The following is a 17,295-nucleotide window of genomic DNA, read 5'->3' as shown; positions in this document are numbered from 1 at the left end:
TATTATTCCTACCTTTGCGAACGAACCAGTAAATGTATAAGAACTTGAACGAGAAAGATTTTGAAATAATGGCGCCTGTCGGTTCGTACGAATCACTGATGGCGGCTATCCAAGGGGGAGCCGATTCTATCTATTTCGGTATCGAAGGATTGAATATGCGTTCGCGCTCTTCCAATAACTTTACGACAGACGATTTGCGCAAGATCGTTGCGCTTTGTCGTGAGCACGGTATTAAGAGCTATTTGACCGTCAATACGGTTATTTATGGGGAAGACCTGCCTCTGATGCGCGAGATTATCGATGCGGCGAAGGAGGCGGAAGTTTCAGCGATCATTGCGGCCGATGTGGCAGCTATGAACTATGCCAACAGCATCGGACAGGAGGTGCATCTTTCCACACAGCTCAACATTTCCAATGCGGAAGCACTGAAATTCTATGCCCGTTTTGCTGATGTTGTCGTCTTGGCGCGTGAGCTGAATTTGAAACAGGTGCATGAAATCTATCGGCAGATCGTCGACCAGCAGATTACGGGACCGAAAGGAGAACTGATCCGTATCGAAATGTTTGCCCACGGAGCTCTCTGTATGGCCGTTTCCGGTAAATGTTACCTGAGCCTGCACGAAATGAACGCTTCCGCCAACCGGGGAGCTTGCATGCAGATTTGTCGGCGTGCTTATTCGGTAAAAGATAAAGACAGCAATATCGAACTGGATATCGAAAACCAGTATATTATGTCGCCTAAAGACCTTAAGACAATTCATTTCATGAATAAGATGATGGATGCAGGTGTACGGGTATTCAAGATCGAAGGACGTGCCCGCGGTCCCGAATATGTCCGCCTGGTGACCGAATGCTATAAGGAAGCTGTGCGTGCCTATTGCAATGGCACGTTCGATGAAAAGAAAGTTGCCGCTTGGGACGAACGCCTGCGCAGTGTGTTCAACCGAGGATTCTGGGATGGCTATTATTTGGGGCAACGGTTGGGTGAGTGGAGTAGCAAATATGGCTCCGGCGCGACTAAGAAGAAAGTGTATGTTGCCAAAGGAATCAAATATTTCGACAAGATCGGCGTGGCGGAGTTCGAAATGGAATCCGGTAACCTGAAAGTGGGTGATGAGATCCTGATTACCGGACCGACAACGGGTGCGGTTATGCAGACGATAGAAGAAATCCGTGTGGACTTGAAGCCGGTGGACGAGACCGTTAAAGGTGAACGGTTCTCTCTCAAGGTGAACGAGAAGATTCGGCCGTCTGACCGATTGTATAAAATGGAAAAGGTTCAACTTGAAAAGGTATTTGAATAATGAAAGAGTATATTTTTAAACTGACAGACAAGGTCCGTGACTACGAATGCGACCTGCAAGGAGTGGTCAACAACTCCAATTATCAGCATTATATGGAACATACTCGGCATGAATTCTTGGAGTCGCTTGGCGAGAACTTCGGAAAGATGCACGAAAAAGGGGTTGACGGATTTGTATCGCGGGTAGAAATCCAGTATAAGACCTCGCTCAAGAGCGGCGACAGCTATATCTCTTGCCTCAATGCCTATAAAAAAGGAGTCAAGCTCGTATTCGAGCAGGATATATATAGGGCTTCTGACAATGCATTGGCGACGAAAGGAATCGTCGAGTCGGTTATCGTTGAGAACGGAAAGTTGACACGCGGTGAATATTTCGACGAAATGCTAAAAAGAATAGAACATACATGACTGACAAACGGATTTACCAAATCGGCCTTACTATGATAAACGGCGTGGGAGATATCCTGGCGCGTCATCTCCTGCAGGCTTTGGGAGAAGCAGAGGCTGTGTTTACTGAAAAGCAACAGTTGTTAGGAAGGATCCCTGGTATCGGCAGCAATATTGCTGCCGAAATCAAACGCCCGGAAATCTTGCAACGGGCGGAAAAAGAGTTGGCTTTTATCGAGAAAAACAATATTTCCTGTTATTATCTGACTGATACAGATTATCCGGTGCGCTTGAGAGAATGTCCGGATGCCCCTATACTTTTCTATTTTAAGGGAAATACTAACCTTGATGCGACCCGTATCATCAGTATTGTGGGTACTCGCAACGCGACCGAATATGGTCGGGAGCTTACCGAATCCCTTATAAAAGACTTGGCAAAAGTGATCCCGGACTTGTTGGTCGTGAGTGGATTGGCTTACGGCATCGATATCTGTGCTCACCGGAACGCTTTGTACAACCGACTTCCGACTGTTGCTGTGCTGGCGCATGGCTTGGATCGTATCTATCCTTCCTGCCATCGGAATACGGCTGTCGAAATGCTGGAATCGGGCGGTCTGTTGACCGATTTTCCCAGCGGTACAGAACCAGACCGTCCAAATTTCCTCCGGAGGAACCGGATTGTCGCCGGAATCTCGGATTGTACGATCGTGGTTGAATCGGCAGAAAAAGGAGGCTCTTTGGTAACTGCCGATATTGCATTCTCTTATGGCCGGGATGTCTATAGCTTTCCAGGGCGTGTCGGTGACAGCCATTCCAAAGGATGCAACAATTTGATCCGACAAAATAAAGCCGGCCTGATCACTTCTGCGGACGATCTGCTCTCCGCTCTTTGTTGGGATATCCAAGCTGGGGCTACTCCCGTTCAAACGGAGTTGTTTTTCGCCGAAGCGGAAACATTCACCTCGGAACAAAATCCGGTTTTAGCCATTATGCGAACGCGGAATGAGATTCATATCAACGAGCTTGCCTCAGTGTTGGAGATACCGGTACATCAACTCTCTATGCTATTGTTCGAACTGGAAATAAACGGGAAGGTAAAAGCGTTGCCGGGAAATCTCTATAAGCTGTCCTGACCGGCTTTTTCGTATACGATTTGTATGTGGGAGAAGAAACGGAACCTCTATAAACAATTAAAGGCTGTCTCACGACAACCCCTAACCAACTTTGTTAACCTTAAATCTAATACTATTATGAAAAAACCACATTGCAAAGATACTCTCGTCAAGAGCGTTTGTCAAGCATTTTGTTGCTAATACTTGTTAATCAGATGAGCATAAATAGCAAAAAGATTTTAATCGGCTATAAAGAGTCCTTTAAACTGCGTTATTTTGTTAAATCGAGTCCTTGAAACAGGTACGGATAGTCCGTTTCGATCACGTCGGGACGAGTGCTGATCTCTGACCGGTAACCGGCGGTTTTCTCTGTTTCCGTTTTCGCGCGATCATGTGTCGGAGCAACGGAAATCATGCACATGACTCCGTTACGGTGCAGAGCGTCATACAGTGGTTGCTGTTCAGGCTTCATCTTCGGGCCTACATAAGCCATTACCTGTTTCCAGGGGATGCCGGCTTTTTCATAATTATCGAATTCTTCCCGATTCTTACACCAGCAAGAAAACATCGCATCCGGTTTCCGGTCGAGATAATAGCGGGCTTGACTGGCGTTATGTACCGTGTACATGACGTTAACAGGCTTTTCTGTTTCTATAAAATCAGCCATAACTTCTAAAGGTACATCCTTGATATCCAAATTCAGGATTGTTTTGCCTTTGCTCCATTCCAGGCATTCTTTTAAAGTTGGAATTTTGAAGGCTGTCACGTTGCCGTTTCGGTCCACCAGATTGAATTGTTGCAGTTCTGCATAAGTGTAATCTGAAACCTTTCCTTTCCCGGTAGTTGTCCGGTCGATGGTTTCGTCGTGCATCAATACGATTATCCCGTCTTTTGTCAAACGCGGATCTATCTCGAAAAACGATTCCATATAGGACAGGGTCTTTTCGAATGATTCGATGCAGTTCTCCGGATAGCCGTCTAGCATTCCACCACGATGTCCACTGATTACAATCGGGCGATCGGGAGCATACCGGAAATAGGCTTGTAGATCCCGGCTGTTCTTCACAGTAATGTAATGAGGATTTTGTTCTTTGTCTGAAGCCAAAAGATTCCCGGCAGGCATAAACCCCCCTAAAAGGAGTACCAAAATAAAAGATAGCATTTTCATGATATTGTATTTATATAGATTCTTTGTCAATTATGCGGCTTAAAAGTAAGACTTTTTTATCAGTGGCGTACTATAAAAGCACTATAAAAACATGAAAATATGACAGGCAACAAGATGTGCAAAGAAAGAGGCAGGTATATAAAAAATTAAGGATTGTCATCTCGACAACCCCTAACCAACTTTGTTAACCTTAAATCTAATACTATTATGAAAAAACCACAATGTAAAAATACACTAGCTAAGCTTGTTTGTCAAGCCTTTTACGGATAATATATGTTAAGCTCTAATAGCTATTTTGTCAAAAAATGTTGGTTATTTATAAACTATACAGATTCCATGTAAAAACTGCTAATTCAAATACTTTTTATCGTCGGAAAAAGTGAAATCCCATGCTTAAAAAGTGTCCCCTTGGAGTATATAAAATCATTAATTAATATAGGGGGATGTTTTGGTGTGGCTGCTTATAGATAAATTCCTTTTTGGCGCATGCAGCGAATAGATGATGGATTATTAATTGTTAATACAAATTAACGCATTATTTCTTGCATATTTACGATGTATTCGTAGATTTGCGATACGATCGTAAAAAATAATATAGAAACATGGAAAGATTAACAAGACAGGAAGAGGATGTAATGCGCTGGATCTGGCAGATCGAGCCGTGTTTTATCAAAGACATCCTGGCGAAGTATGAAGAGCCTAAGCCTCCTTATACGACACTCGCTTCTATTGTGAAGAATCTGGAACGTAAGAAATACGTGAAAGCGAAACGTTACGGAAATACTTACGAATACAGGCCGCTGATCCCACAGGAGGAATATAAACGGACGTTTATGGGAAGTGTGGTGAACAACTATTTCGAGAACTCTTACAAGGAAATGGTCTCCTTTTTTGCTAAAGAACAGAAGATATCGACCGATGAGTTGAAAGAGATTATCGATATGATTGAAAAAGGACGAGAATAAACTGTTAAATACATAATGCCATGACACCGGAATTTGCCTACTTCTTGAAGGTAAATGTAGCTTTTATACTCCTTTATGCCTTCTACCGGCTGTTCTTTTATAAGGACACCTTCTTTAAACTACGCCGTACCATCTTGTTGGCATTTTTCGGGGTGTCATTGCTTTATCCGCTGATGAATATTCAGGATTGGATCCGGGAGCAGGGGCCGATAGTGGAAGTCATACAAATGTATTCAGCCATTTTGCCCGAAACGACAATAACCCCCGGCAATGTTCCCCAAACAAATTGGCATGATTTGTTACTTCCCGGTATTTCTTATCTTTATTGGAGCGGTGTAATTGCCTTATCGTTCCGTTTTTTAGTGCAGTTGAGCAGCATCTTGTTACTGGCACGGCGGTCGGAAGTGACTTTGATCCGTAACGTACGTGTACATCTGTTGAATAAACCGGCCGGTCCTTTTTCTTTTTTCCGGCTGGTATTTCTGCATCCCGACAGCCATTCCGAGAAAGAGATCGATGAGATTTTGGTACACGAGTGTACGCATGTCAGCCAGTGGCATTCGATTGACGTGATTATTTGCGAATTGGTTTGTATCATCTGTTGGGTGAATCCGTTTGTCTGGCTGTTGAAAAGAGAGGTACGTCATAATCTGGAATATTTGGCGGATGATACGGTACTTGAATCGGGCTATGACAGTCGTAGCTACCAATATCACCTTTTGGGGTTGGCACATACCAATAGATCGGTGACCTCTTTATCTAATAACTTTAATATGCTGCATCTGAAAAATCGGATCAGCATGATGAATAAGAAACGTTCCCGGAGCATAGGGAGGACGAAATACCTGATTTTTATACCGGTTGTGGGCACCTTGCTGATTTTGAGCAATGTCGATGCATTGGCCCGGATCACGGACGAACTGACGGAAAGCACGTTTGCCGATGTCTTACTACCGGAGGCTATCTTGCCGTTCCCTTTTGTCGGTGATGCTTCTCCTGCTGAAAAACGTGAGGAGTATGTGCTATCGGAGGAAGGAATTGAGGCTGCCAGACGTGCCCGTAACCAGGTGTTTACCGTTGTGGAGGTAATGCCGGAATTCCCTGGCGGACAGGGTGCTCTGCTGAAATTCCTGGCGACGAATGTCAGATACCCGGAATCGGCCGTTAAAAATGGTATAGAGGGACGGGTTAGCTGTTCTTTCGTTGTTGGAAAAGACGGGGCTATCTCGGAGGCAGAAGTGATTCGTGGGGTAAGTCCGGAACTGAATGAGGAGGCTTTGCGTGTGATAAACTCCATGCCGGTATGGTCGCCTGGAAAACAGCGGGGCAAAGTGGTTAATGTCAAATATACGGTACCGGTAACTTTCCGGCTTTCCGGTGGAAAGAAAAAAGCATCCTCTCGTATCGTGCAGAGGCAGATTAAAGAAGTCGATACGTCCGGTCGTGTCTTTACGGTAGTGCAACAGATGCCGGAATTTCCGGGTGGACAGGCTTCGTTGTTGAAATATCTGGCAACACGTATAAAATATCCGGCTATTGCTCAGGAGAATGGAATACAAGGACGTGTCTCTTGCTCTTTCGTTGTCGACACGGATGGAAGTTTGAAAAATATTGAAGTGATCCGTGGAATCGATCCTTCGCTGGACAGGGAGGCTGTCCGGGTGATCCGGGAAATGCCGAAATGGAATCCTGGCGTACAAAACAATATGGCTGTAGCCGTAAAATATACGGTTCCGGTTACTTTCCGTTTGCAGTAATTGACCAGAATCGGTCATTAATACGATACCATTATGAAATGTAAGTTTTCTCTATTACTGTTTCTTTGCGTACTGTCCCTTTGGGGACAGGCGCAGAGTCTTAATCTTCAGGAATTGGTCAATAAAAAACAATTTCAGGAAGTTGTAGCACGTGCGGATAGTCTTACTCCTGCCGATTCAGCCGATTATGCTACAATGTCGGCAATCGGGCAGGCGTATGAGGGGCTGTTACGCTATAAGGAGGCCTATCAGTGTTTTTCTCATTGCTTGAAGATGGATACGAACAATGTGGATGCATTGAATGCCGTTGCCAGGAATGCGATCAATTTCGGAAGGATAGCGGAAGCTAAACAATGTTATCGTAAAGTATTGGGAACCGACAGCATGAATTTCTATGCCAACTATCAGTTGGCGCGTCTCTATTATCAGTTGGGAGATTATGGTCGAGCGACGGAACACTATCATATACTTGCTTCCATCGAAGGTGAAAATCCTTCTATCCTGACCGGGCTGGCTGATTGCCATATTAAAAGAGGGACCGGTCCTAATACGATGATCGCCCTTTCTTTGTATGCCCGTGCTTTGGAGCTGAACCCGGAAAATGTGCGTGTGGCATCTTCTCTGATAAATACGTTATTGCGGATGGGGGACGGACAGGGAGCTTTGCAGGTGTGCGATACCGCCTTGTTCTATAATCCGGATAACAGCCAGATACGGCAGAGTAAAGGGATGGCTCTCTATATGACGAAAGATTATAAGCAGGCTGATTCAGTCTATACCGGTCTATTGGCCGATGGCGATTCTTCTTTTTTGAATCTTAAATATGCGGGGGCGGCCCGCTATATGTCCAGTCATGCACTTGATGGGGTCGAGCTGCTGGAGAAGGCCTATGAAATAGATTCGACGGATGTGGAAACAGTCATGTTGTATGGCGCTTCCCTGGGAAAAACATACGACCGTAAACGGGCTTATGAGCTTTTCGATCTGGCGGAAACGAATATGCAGCCGAAAAAATTCCTAGTTAATATGTTGACGACCTTCCGAGGTGATGCCTTGGAAAGGGACGGCCGTTGGCCCGAAGCGGAAAAGCTGTATTATGCCGCATGGAAGGAAGACCCAACCCAGTTGCACTTCCTGTATAAGATCAGTACACAATACTGGGATGTCGATCCGGGACTCTTTCAGCAGGAGGAAAAATTGCAAAAGACGATTTTCAGTAGATACACTTACCTGACAGCCTATATGAAGACAGACAAGTCGCAAAAGTATCTTTATAATTACCGCCCTTTCTTGGAAGCGGTTTGTGAAGATGCCTTTTTCCGGAATGCCGATGAAGTGACGATGTTGGCTCCCGATGGGAAGAAGACGAAGTTGGCTGTCGCTGATCTGCGTGCCTTGGTCGCCCAACTGCCGCAGATGCCGGAAGATGAACGTTTGAGGCGCGAGAAGATGCAGGAACATATTAAAAAAGCCAGAGAAAAAGAAAAGGAATTGCGTAAAAGCGGTGCTAAACTCGATACGCTCGCCCTGAGTAAGGAAGAAAAAGAGAAAGCACGGAAAATGTTGAAAGACGCCGACTTGGAATAGATAGAATATCTGAACAATATAATCGATATAAATATGGAATATAGAAAAGTATTTCTGTTGAGTGTAGTCGTGTTTCTTTCGGCTTGTGCGGGAAAGAATGTCGAACAACCGGTAACTGTCGAATTCGAACCTGTGGAGTCGGAGTATCCGATAACCATTCCGTTCGAGGCAGGAGTCGGTGTCGAGCGGGAGATTAAGTTGAGCGATATTGCCGATTCCGTACAGTATGTTCCGTTGGAAACGAATGATAAGTGCCTGATCGATTTTATAAATTCGGGGAAGGTGGTAAAGACCGGTAAATATTGGTTTGTTTCCAGTAATACGAGGTTGTATCAGTATACGACGGATGGAAAGTTTGTCAGGAACATCGGTTCGAGGGGTGGTGGTCCCGGACAATTCAACTATTTCCAACAGATAGATGTGAACGAGGATACGGGATTGATCTTTATGCTGACAACTTCCGGGAAGATCAATGTCTATGAGATGGAAACCGGAAAATTCCTTTATGACATAAAGATACCGGATAAGGAAACGGCACAATTTGCCATGTTGAATGATACCTTGGTGGCGACCTTCATGTTGAATAGCAGTGGGCAACAAAAAGAACGTATCTATATCTCCAGCCAAAAAGAGAATATATTGAATACCTTTTATCGTTCGGACCTGTTTGAAGTCAAAAGCGGAACTAGGTGGCTGATGATGAGTGGCATAGACAGATACATGTTCCGCTATAAAGATTTGATTTGCTACAAAGAGTTTTACAATGATACTTTGTTCGTTGTGACGGAAAAGGAGCTCCAACCCCGTTATATCTTCGATTTAGGCAAATATTCCATCCCCATTGACTGTCGCATGGAAGCCTGCGATGGTGACTGGAAGACCTACAACACGATTGCTGCTCCATATATCCGCAACCAGGTGATAGAAACCGATTCATTGCTTTTTATGCCTTATAATTATTGGGCGGGAGAAAAACAACGGGAGCGTCATATGGTGCTTTACGACAAAAAAGCAAAGGAATGTTTTTCCGTTCCGGGAGGTTATATCAAGAACGACTTCCCCGGTGCTTTGCCTTTGCGTCCGGCGACTTCTTTGGACCGGAACACTCTGGTCTCTGTCTGGGAGGCCGGTGATATTATGAAAGAAGCAGAAAAGAATCCGGGAGTCCTGGAACATCCCCAATTGAAAAAATTGACAGAAGATGATAATCCGGTATTGATGGTCGTTTATATGAAATAAGCTATGATGCGTTTTGTTGGAATAGTACTATTGATCGGGCTGGTTGCCGGCTGTTCGCCTAAGCAACCGGTCCCGGTCCGTATTGGTTATGTGGAAACGGATGTTCCGTCAAGTAGCCAGTGTGTGGAAATAACCGGTGCTTTCCAGGGCCGGCCGTATCAGTTACGAATGGCATATTCCCAAAACGGGAAGGTGAGTTATAAAATATTGAACGAGACGCCTTGCTTTATGCAAGATACGGTTTTGCGCCTACAGATGGCAGTCGAGCCAGTCCACAAACATACGGCACGTTTTACATTGAATGTCGATTCTTTACAAATAACCAAGGAGATAGAACTGGAAGATATCCTGCACTGTATCTTATTGGAAACCTATCCCGACCGCCCTTTTTCTACTTCAGATACGATCCCGCTTACTTCCTACACCAGTGGTGCTTTGCGCGAAATACTGGTAGACGGAAAATTACTACAGGGCGGCAGCTATTGCGATGTACGGAATGCCAAACTGTCGCCGCAAGAGTGGCATAAGGCTTTTGATATGAAAGAATATATCTGGTTCGAGCTGTTGTTTGTTGGAAAATAGACGGCACATGTTATGTTTTTTCAATCCTTTTATTGCGTGAGGTGATAACAAAATATATCTTTGCCATTGGATATAAGTAAGGTATTCGTTATGAAGTAGTAACGATTGATAAGAGTCTGCTCGTAGAAGAATATATCTGTGGATAACAACTAAAAAAGGGATTGTGATGATGAAGAAATACCTGTCTCTTTTGCTTATATGCTTGCTTGCCTGGCCTGGGATGGCGGGAGAACGCAAGAAAGTCGCAGTCGTGTTGGGCGGTGGCGGTGCAAAAGGTGTGGCGCATATCGGGGTATTGAAAGTGTTGGAGGAAGTCGGTATACCGATCGATATCGTGGCTGGGACCAGTATGGGGGCGATTGTCGGGGGTTTGTATGCTATCGGTTACAGCCCGGATGAGATCAAAAGAATGGTAGAGTTGCAAGACTGGGATATGTTGTTGAGCGACAAAGTGAAACGTAGTCATCTCCTCTTCCCTGAAAAAGAGAAGGCGGAGCGTTATATAGTCTCTTTACCTTTCGGGTTGGAGAAGAAAGACCGGGTGATCGATGGAGTTGTGAAAGGCCAGAACTTGCAAAACCTCTTTTCGGACCTGACGATCGGTTATCACGATTCGGTCGATTTTAATTCTTTTCTGATCCCGTTTGCTTGTGTGGCGGTCGATATGGTTAGTGGTAAAGACTATGTATTCCACAAAGGCAGCCTTCCGCTTGCCATGCGTGCCAGTATGGCGATTCCGGCGGTGTTTACCCCTGTCCGGCTGGACAGTATGGTGCTTGTCGATGGCGGGTTGAACAATAACTATCCGGTGGATGTCGCACTTGCTATGGGAGCGGATATCGTTATCGGCGTGGATTTGGCAACGAGCGATCTGCGTAGTTACGACCGCCTGCATTCTCCCGGTGACATCGCAACGCAGATCATCGCTTTACATGGCTATGACAAATATGAGCGGAACCGTGACCGGACCGATCTGCTGTTTCGTCCGGATATGGAACCTTACCGTTCTTCCAGTTTTGCTCCTGCAGCTCTTGATACGATGTTACACAGGGGAGAAGCTGATGCTCGCCGTCATTGGAACGAAATCATGGCTTTGAAGCGTAGGATCGGTCTTTCGGATACCGATACCTTTTCTATACAGTCGCGGCGCCTGGCGCATCGTCCTGTTTTGCCTGCTGATACATTCTATGTCCGTCATATTCGTTTCGATGGAGCCGATCCGCGCGACCTGAACTGGTTGCATCGTATCTGTGCGCTAAAGGAGAACAGTCATATTACGTTGAAGGAACTGCGCAAATCCATGTCTATTCTGGTCGGGACAAATGCCTATGCTTATGTAAACTACAAACTGACCGGCGAGAGCCAGCAGGATCTGGTCTTGACCTTGCAGCCTAAATCGGAAAGTTCTGTGAATTTAGGTATACGTTTCGATTCGGAGGAAATCATCGGAGTGTTGGTGAATGCCACCTATCATAAGGGGAAACGGAATCATTCCCGTTTTGCTTTTACCGGGCGTGTGGGGAGTAAGATATCTTCTGCTATGCTGGATTACTCGATAGAACGTTCTCCGCTGCGCAATTTCAATTTGTCGTATAAGTTCAGCTATAATAATTTGGACATTTATGAGAAGGGAGATAAACGGTTTAACACCACCTATACACACCATCTTGCAGAATTCGCTTATTCGGATATGAACTGGTTGAGCTTTAAGGTGAAGGCCGGACTGCGTTATGAATATTTTAATTATAATTCCTTTCTTTACACAGGGAGTGATGAATTGTATACTGTGAAACCGGAGGGCTTTTTTAGTTATTTCGCATCGGCACATCTCGAAACATTGGACCGGCGGTATTTCCCAAATAGGGGAGTTTCTTTGGAGGCGGACTATTCACTCTATACGGACAACTTTGTGAAATATAACGGTAGCTCTCCTTTCTCGGCTATCGGCTTGAAGTTTATGACGGTTTGTCCCATTAGTTCACGTTTGAGTTTGTTGCCTGCGTTTTACGGGCGTGTCCTGATCGGGGGAAATACGGCTTTTCCGTTCTTAAATGCGATCGGTGGGGAGACGTTCGGACGTTATTTGTCTCAGCAATTGCCTTTTGCCGGGATCAATCATGTGGAAATCCTGGATAATTCGGTCGTGGTGGCTCGCCTCCAGCTCCGGCAACGTATTGCGGGGAACAATTATATCACGCTGACCGGCAACTATGGCATTCATAACAACGATTTTTTTCATCTGCTGGAGGGGAAAAGCCTTTGGGGAGGCAGCCTGGGATATGCCTATAACAGTATTGCCGGTCCTTTGAGTGCAACGTTCGGCATGTCCAACCGTAATTCGCATTTGCAGTTTTATATGAATTTGGGATTTATGTTTTAAATAATATATCAAAGGATGAATGCAGAAATAATACAATTCCTGACGGAACTGCGTCAGAACAATAACCGGGAATGGTTTCAGGCCAATAAAAGCCGTTACGATTCCCTTCGCAAGGGTTTTATTGACGAAGTACAACAACTGATTGACCGGATCGCCCTCTTCGATCCGGAAATAGCCGGATTGGAGGCGAAAGATTGCCTGTTCCGCATTTACCGGGATATTCGTTTTTCACCGGACAAGACTCCGTATAAGATTCATTTTGCAGCCTATATGGCTTCCTGTGGCGGACGGGGCAGCGAGCGTGCCGGCTATTATATTCATCTTGAACCGGGTGGCTGCCTGCTTTCGGGAGGTGTTTGGTGTCCGCCGCCTGCCTTGCTGAAAGCACTCCGTAAAGACATTTATGAAAATATAGAAGATTTTGTCGCCATCATGGAAAAGCCGGCTTTCAAGAAGACATATCCGACAATGGAGGGTGAAGTCCTGAAACGTATGCCTGCCGGCTATCCTTCCGATTTCAAATATGACGAAATCCTACGTCACAAAGATTTCAGTGTCGTCTCCTATAAACCGGATGAATTCTTTTTCGAACCGGATTGGATGGATAAGGCCGTTGAAGATTTCAAACTTTTATATCCGTTCAACCAATTCTTGAATTATACGGTGGATGAGTATTTAGGAAGAGTCTGATTGTCTCGTCCTGAAATAGGTTGACCATGCCTCTTCGGTTTCACCTCTATATATTTAAGTGAAAAACAAAGACGTTACAATATCAATTAATCAACAAATACACAGGTATTAACAACTATTACTACCACTCCTTTGCTTTTCGCCCTTAGTCGAAAAGGTTTTTGACCAGTGTCGAAAGGGCTTTTGACCAAGGGCGAAAAGGCTTTCGACTAAAGGCAAAAGGTCTATGAGCAGGCTGTTTGACAATAGTAGCATGGCGATTGTCACTTAAATAGAGCCTTCCGGAGCTGATTTGGTCTCTGATGAAGGTTGACGCTTACTTTCAATATATATTTTCTGTGTTTCGTAATATTTTTATCGAAAAACAATAAAAATATTTGGTGGAGTCAGAAATAATATATTCTTTTGAATATCGAAAAACGATAAATATTATTTGAAAAACGAACAATAATTACATAAAACATTATGAAACAATTCTTCAAAACGGTATTTGCATCCACGCTGGGAGTGTTGGTTGCTTTGGGAATCGTAACAATGGGTTCCATTTTTTTCATCATAGGAGTAGCCGCCAGTGCTGACGGTTCTTCCGAGTACAAACCGGATAAGAACACGGTGTTCAAATTGTCTTTGGATGGTGTCTTGGTCGATCAGGCTGTGAAGAATCCTTTTTCGGAACTGATGGGAGAAAGTAGCAATCAAATGGCTGTGTCGGATGTGATCAAAGCGATCCGCCGTGCAAAGGCAAACGATAATATTAAAGGTATTTATCTGGAAGCCGGTTCGCTTTCTACAGGCTTTGCAGGGATTGAGGCGATCCGCCGCGAGTTGGAGGACTTTAAGGATAGCGGTAAGTTTATCGTGTCATACGGCGATTATTATACGCAGGGGGCTTATTACCTGTGTAGCGTAGCTGACTCTGTTTTCCTAAATCCGCAAGGTAGCGTCTCGTTGGTTGGTCTTGCATCACAGGGGTTGTTTTTTACCGGGTTGGCTGAGAAAATCGGAGTGGAACATTATATCTTTAAGGTTGGAACTTATAAGAGTGCCGTAGAACCGTTTTTCCTGAAAAAGTTTAGCGATGCCAATCGTGAACAGTTGACTTCTTTCTTGGGCAGCGTATGGGGGAACTTGACAACCGCTATCGAGAAAAGCCGTAATATCTCTTCCGACGAATTGGATCGTTACCTGAACGAAGGTCTTGCAATGGGCCAGGCTTCCAATGCTGTCGATTATAAATTGGCGGACGGGCTTCGTTATCGGTATGAGGTGGAAAACTGTGTGAAAGAAATGGCCGGACAGGATGTGAAGGGCAAGCTGAAAACTGCCGGAGTGGACAAAATTGTCTCTATCAAAGTAAAAGAAAAAGAGAACAAGAATAAGATCGCTGTCTTGTATGCGGAAGGTGAAATCCGAGACGAAGATTCTTCTTCTCCTTTCAGTGCCGACGAACAGGTGATTTCAGAAGAAATGGCAAATAAATTGCGCAAGCTGAAAGATGACGATGATGTAAAAGCCGTAGTCTTTCGTGTGAACTCTCCGGGCGGTAGCGCTTATATCTCCGAACAGATATGGAAAGAAGTGGTCGAGCTGAAAGCTAAGAAGCCGATCGTTGTTTCGATGGGTAACTATGCTGCTTCCGGTGGCTATTACATCTCTTGTGCCGCAAACAAGATTGTCGCCGAACGTACGACTTTGACAGGTTCAATCGGTGTATTCGGTGTCGTCCGTAATTTTACCGGAACATTTGATAAGGTAGGTGTAACTACGGATATCGTAAAGACAAATACATTCGCTGATTTGGGGGACATCAGTCGTCCGATGCGTGAAGATGAAAAGGCGTTGATCCAGCGTGGTGTAGAACAAACATATGATTTATTCCTGACTCGTTGCGCAGATGGCCGCGGCATGACAAAAGCTGAGATCGATTCGATCGGACAAGGACGTGTATGGACAGGCGAACAGGCATTGGAAAGAGGTTTGGTCGACCAGTTGGGCGGCATGGATGATGCGATCAAAGAGGCTGCGACTTTAGCGGAATTGACTGATTATTCTGTAATAGTAGCAGATGGCCCGAAAGATTTCTTTACCAAATTCATGGAGAAGCAGATGGATGAAGTAAAAGTCTCCATCGCCAAATCTGTAATGGGCGAAGAGCAATTCAAACTGTTCTCAACGATCCGCCGGGCTGAAACGGAATCCGGTATTATTGCCCGTATGCCGTTTGATATAAAAGGTTTATAATGGAAGGTAGGGCGGGGTTTGCCCGCCCTTCTTCTTAAGCAAGAATGCTATAGGTTATGAAAAAGCAATTGAATTTAATCTGTGTTTTGATATTTTTCTTTGTCGGTTTGTCTTTGGTTCCGAGCATCTATTCGATGGGTAATGCATTTGTGGACGGTTTCAAAGAAGGAATGTCACAGGCTGAAGAAGCGCATGAGCAGGGAACAACAAACATTAGTGCGGGAATATTAAGCCCGATGACTCTTAGTTTATGGCCGAAATCTTTGGCTGCCACTTCAGATAAGCTATTCAATCAGAAGGATCAGGAGTGGTATCCGGCTTCACATATCAAGACATTGGTCTGGGCGAAATCCAAAGATGTTGGAATTGCAAGATATGTAAGTTTCCTTATACTGATCGGTCTGTTCTTTATTATAAAAGCGATCATCCAATTCTATAAGCTTATCAATGCGATTAATCACGAGGTGATATTCGATTGGATGAATGTACGCCGTTTGAATCGCATCGGACGCAATCTGCTGATCTCTTTCATACTGACACAAGCTTATATGATAACGAATTACTGGGAGGCAACCCGATTATTCGAGTTGGAAGGTTATGAACATAATTTCTGGTGTGACTTTCAGCCGATGACATTGATAATGGGCCTGATTGCTTTATTGGTAGGTCGTATTTTTGCAATCGGTCTGCAGATGAAAGAGGAACAGGAGTTGACAATTTAAGAATCTGATCATGATAAATAAGACACAAGCGATGTCTTTTTTATTGTTCCGGCAGTTTGAGTCTATGTATTCTTTCGGATATGATTGTGAATGGAATTTCGGTCTTGCTTATAATTTATTACCCGAATGTCTGTTCCGTATATGAAATAATGGGGGAATGCCCTTTACTGGGTTCTCCGTTCTTAGTATAATATTATCTGCTGCCTGTATTTATTGCTTGAATCGGAGTTTGAGTATTCCAGCTTGGCAAACATCTGGAGATGCGGGTAGTGAAATTCATAATGTCGTAATTGACGAATAATCAGAGGAGTAAGATATGGCTATAATAGTGAATTTGGATGTGATGATGGCAAAAAGAAAGATCACTTTGGGTGATTTGGCCGATCGTATCGGTATTACCCCGGCAAATCTTTCGATCCTAAAGACGGGTAAAGCCAAAGCTATACGCTTTTCTACTCTTGAGGCAATTTGTAAGGAGCTCGATTGCCAACCGGCGGATATACTCGAATTTAAGGAAGATGAAACGTGAAGTCTTGGATATGAATGATTATTTTCTTACAATATGTAAGTATGCCAGGCCATATAAAGGCGGACGAAGTGCTTAATATTGTTAAATTAGATGTGTATGCTGACAATATGTAAGCAAAAGTTTGGTTGGTTATGGAATAGTACCTACATTTGCACCGCAATTTGAAAGTAATCTTAAAGTAATAATTATATGAAGACTTCGATTTTAAGTAAAAGCATTCTTGTTCTTGCAGTTATGTTCTTGTGTAATCTTGCAATGAGCGCAGCCTCTCCCAGAGAGTACATGTATGATACGAAGGAAGAGAATGGTAAGGTTATTTCAAAAGTCATTTTCTTAAATGACAATGGGCTTTTGAATAAAGAAGTTAAATATGAATTTTCTTACAATGAAAACGGCAAAGTGTCAGAAAAGAAGGCATATCGCTGGAATAAGAGTAAGGATGAGTGGGTTCCCTATTATCTGACGACTTATTCATACGATGCAGAAACAGGGGAAATCAACACCACATACGGAATGTGGGATAAAAAGAAGAAAAGTTTTAGCTTAAATGTCCAGAATATGGTTGCTCCGGCAACAAGTTATAACGACATTTTCTCATAATACCTATTTTAGAATATTTCATAGACACAACCG

15 protein-coding genes are annotated in these 17,295 nt (G+C 44.2%); 14 read left to right on the top strand and 1 reads right to left on the bottom strand.

Translation table 11 applies throughout. The annotated features are described in order from the left end of the window. The first annotated feature begins 32 nt into the window (after positions 1–32). Genes NQ542_RS13150 through dprA form a run of 3 tightly spaced genes read left to right on the top strand, consistent with a single transcriptional unit; the run spans position 33 to position 2,823 of the window. Positions 33–1,304 carry a peptidase U32 family protein gene (locus NQ542_RS13150; RefSeq protein ID WP_005633262.1) on the top strand — a complete coding sequence of 424 codons (1,272 nt, stop codon included), beginning with the start codon at positions 33–35 and terminating at the stop codon, positions 1,302–1,304. Further along, a complete protein-coding gene (locus tag NQ542_RS13145; RefSeq protein ID WP_005633259.1) occupies positions 1,304–1,711 on the top strand; it encodes an acyl-CoA thioesterase in 408 nt (135 codons plus the stop codon). The genes NQ542_RS13150 and NQ542_RS13145 overlap by 1 nt, the downstream gene beginning before the upstream one ends. Next, positions 1,708–2,823, top strand: coding sequence for a DNA-processing protein DprA (gene dprA / locus NQ542_RS13140; protein ID WP_005633257.1), 1,116 nt, complete (start codon positions 1,708–1,710; stop codon positions 2,821–2,823). The genes NQ542_RS13145 and dprA overlap by 4 nt, the downstream gene beginning before the upstream one ends. A gap of 250 nt (positions 2,824–3,073) precedes the next feature. Here the strand turns inward: dprA and NQ542_RS13135 are convergent, their stop codons facing one another. Then, complete coding sequence (locus NQ542_RS13135; protein ID WP_005649616.1) at positions 3,074–3,964, bottom strand: glycerophosphodiester phosphodiesterase family protein; 891 nt, start codon at positions 3,962–3,964, stop codon at positions 3,074–3,076. Positions 3,965–4,572: 608 nt separating this feature from the next. Here NQ542_RS13135 and NQ542_RS13130 point away from each other — a divergent pair. The 11 genes from NQ542_RS13130 to NQ542_RS13080 all read left to right on the top strand — a co-directional run bounded on the left by NQ542_RS13130 (position 4,573) and on the right by NQ542_RS13080 (position 17,262). Beyond that, positions 4,573–4,935, top strand: coding sequence for a BlaI/MecI/CopY family transcriptional regulator (locus NQ542_RS13130; protein WP_005633254.1), 363 nt, complete (start codon positions 4,573–4,575; stop codon positions 4,933–4,935). A gap of 20 nt (positions 4,936–4,955) precedes the next feature. Continuing rightward, positions 4,956–6,692, top strand: coding sequence for a M56 family metallopeptidase (locus tag NQ542_RS13125; protein WP_005633252.1), 1,737 nt, complete (start codon positions 4,956–4,958; stop codon positions 6,690–6,692). Between the two features lie 33 nt (positions 6,693–6,725). After that, positions 6,726–8,279 (top strand): tetratricopeptide repeat protein, encoded by a 1,554-nt coding sequence (locus tag NQ542_RS13120; RefSeq protein ID WP_005649613.1) that lies wholly within the window; start codon positions 6,726–6,728, stop codon positions 8,277–8,279. Positions 8,280–8,312: 33 nt separating this feature from the next. Beyond that, complete coding sequence (locus NQ542_RS13115) at positions 8,313–9,518, top strand: 6-bladed beta-propeller (protein WP_005633249.1); 1,206 nt, start codon at positions 8,313–8,315, stop codon at positions 9,516–9,518. Positions 9,519–9,521: 3 nt separating this feature from the next. Beyond that, complete coding sequence (locus NQ542_RS13110; RefSeq protein ID WP_005633247.1) at positions 9,522–10,100, top strand: hypothetical protein; 579 nt, start codon at positions 9,522–9,524, stop codon at positions 10,098–10,100. 169 nt (positions 10,101–10,269) lie between these two features. Next, positions 10,270–12,480 (top strand): patatin-like phospholipase family protein, encoded by a 2,211-nt coding sequence (locus NQ542_RS13105; RefSeq protein WP_036723915.1) that lies wholly within the window; start codon positions 10,270–10,272, stop codon positions 12,478–12,480. A 15-nt stretch (positions 12,481–12,495) separates the two neighbouring features. Then, positions 12,496–13,170, top strand: a complete 675-nt coding sequence (locus NQ542_RS13100) for a DUF2461 domain-containing protein (protein WP_005633243.1) — start codon at positions 12,496–12,498, stop codon at positions 13,168–13,170. A gap of 465 nt (positions 13,171–13,635) precedes the next feature. Continuing rightward, positions 13,636–15,411, top strand: coding sequence for a signal peptide peptidase SppA (sppA, locus tag NQ542_RS13095; protein ID WP_005633239.1), 1,776 nt, complete (start codon positions 13,636–13,638; stop codon positions 15,409–15,411). Between the two features lie 56 nt (positions 15,412–15,467). Continuing rightward, entirely contained in the window at positions 15,468–16,133 is a 666-nt protein-coding gene (locus NQ542_RS13090; RefSeq protein ID WP_005633238.1) for a DUF2975 domain-containing protein, read from the top strand. 316 nt (positions 16,134–16,449) lie between these two features. Further along, positions 16,450–16,662, top strand: coding sequence for a helix-turn-helix domain-containing protein (locus tag NQ542_RS13085; RefSeq protein WP_005633234.1), 213 nt, complete (start codon positions 16,450–16,452; stop codon positions 16,660–16,662). Positions 16,663–16,851: 189 nt separating this feature from the next. Then, positions 16,852–17,262 (top strand): DUF3836 domain-containing protein, encoded by a 411-nt coding sequence (locus tag NQ542_RS13080; protein WP_005633231.1) that lies wholly within the window; start codon positions 16,852–16,854, stop codon positions 17,260–17,262. The last annotated feature ends 33 nt before the right edge of the window (positions 17,263–17,295 follow it).

The organism is Parabacteroides merdae ATCC 43184 (assembly GCF_025151215.1).
GTDB classification, from domain to species: Bacteria; Bacteroidota; Bacteroidia; order Bacteroidales; family Tannerellaceae; genus Parabacteroides; species Parabacteroides merdae.
This window is presented reverse-complemented; position numbering and strand designations above follow the sequence as displayed.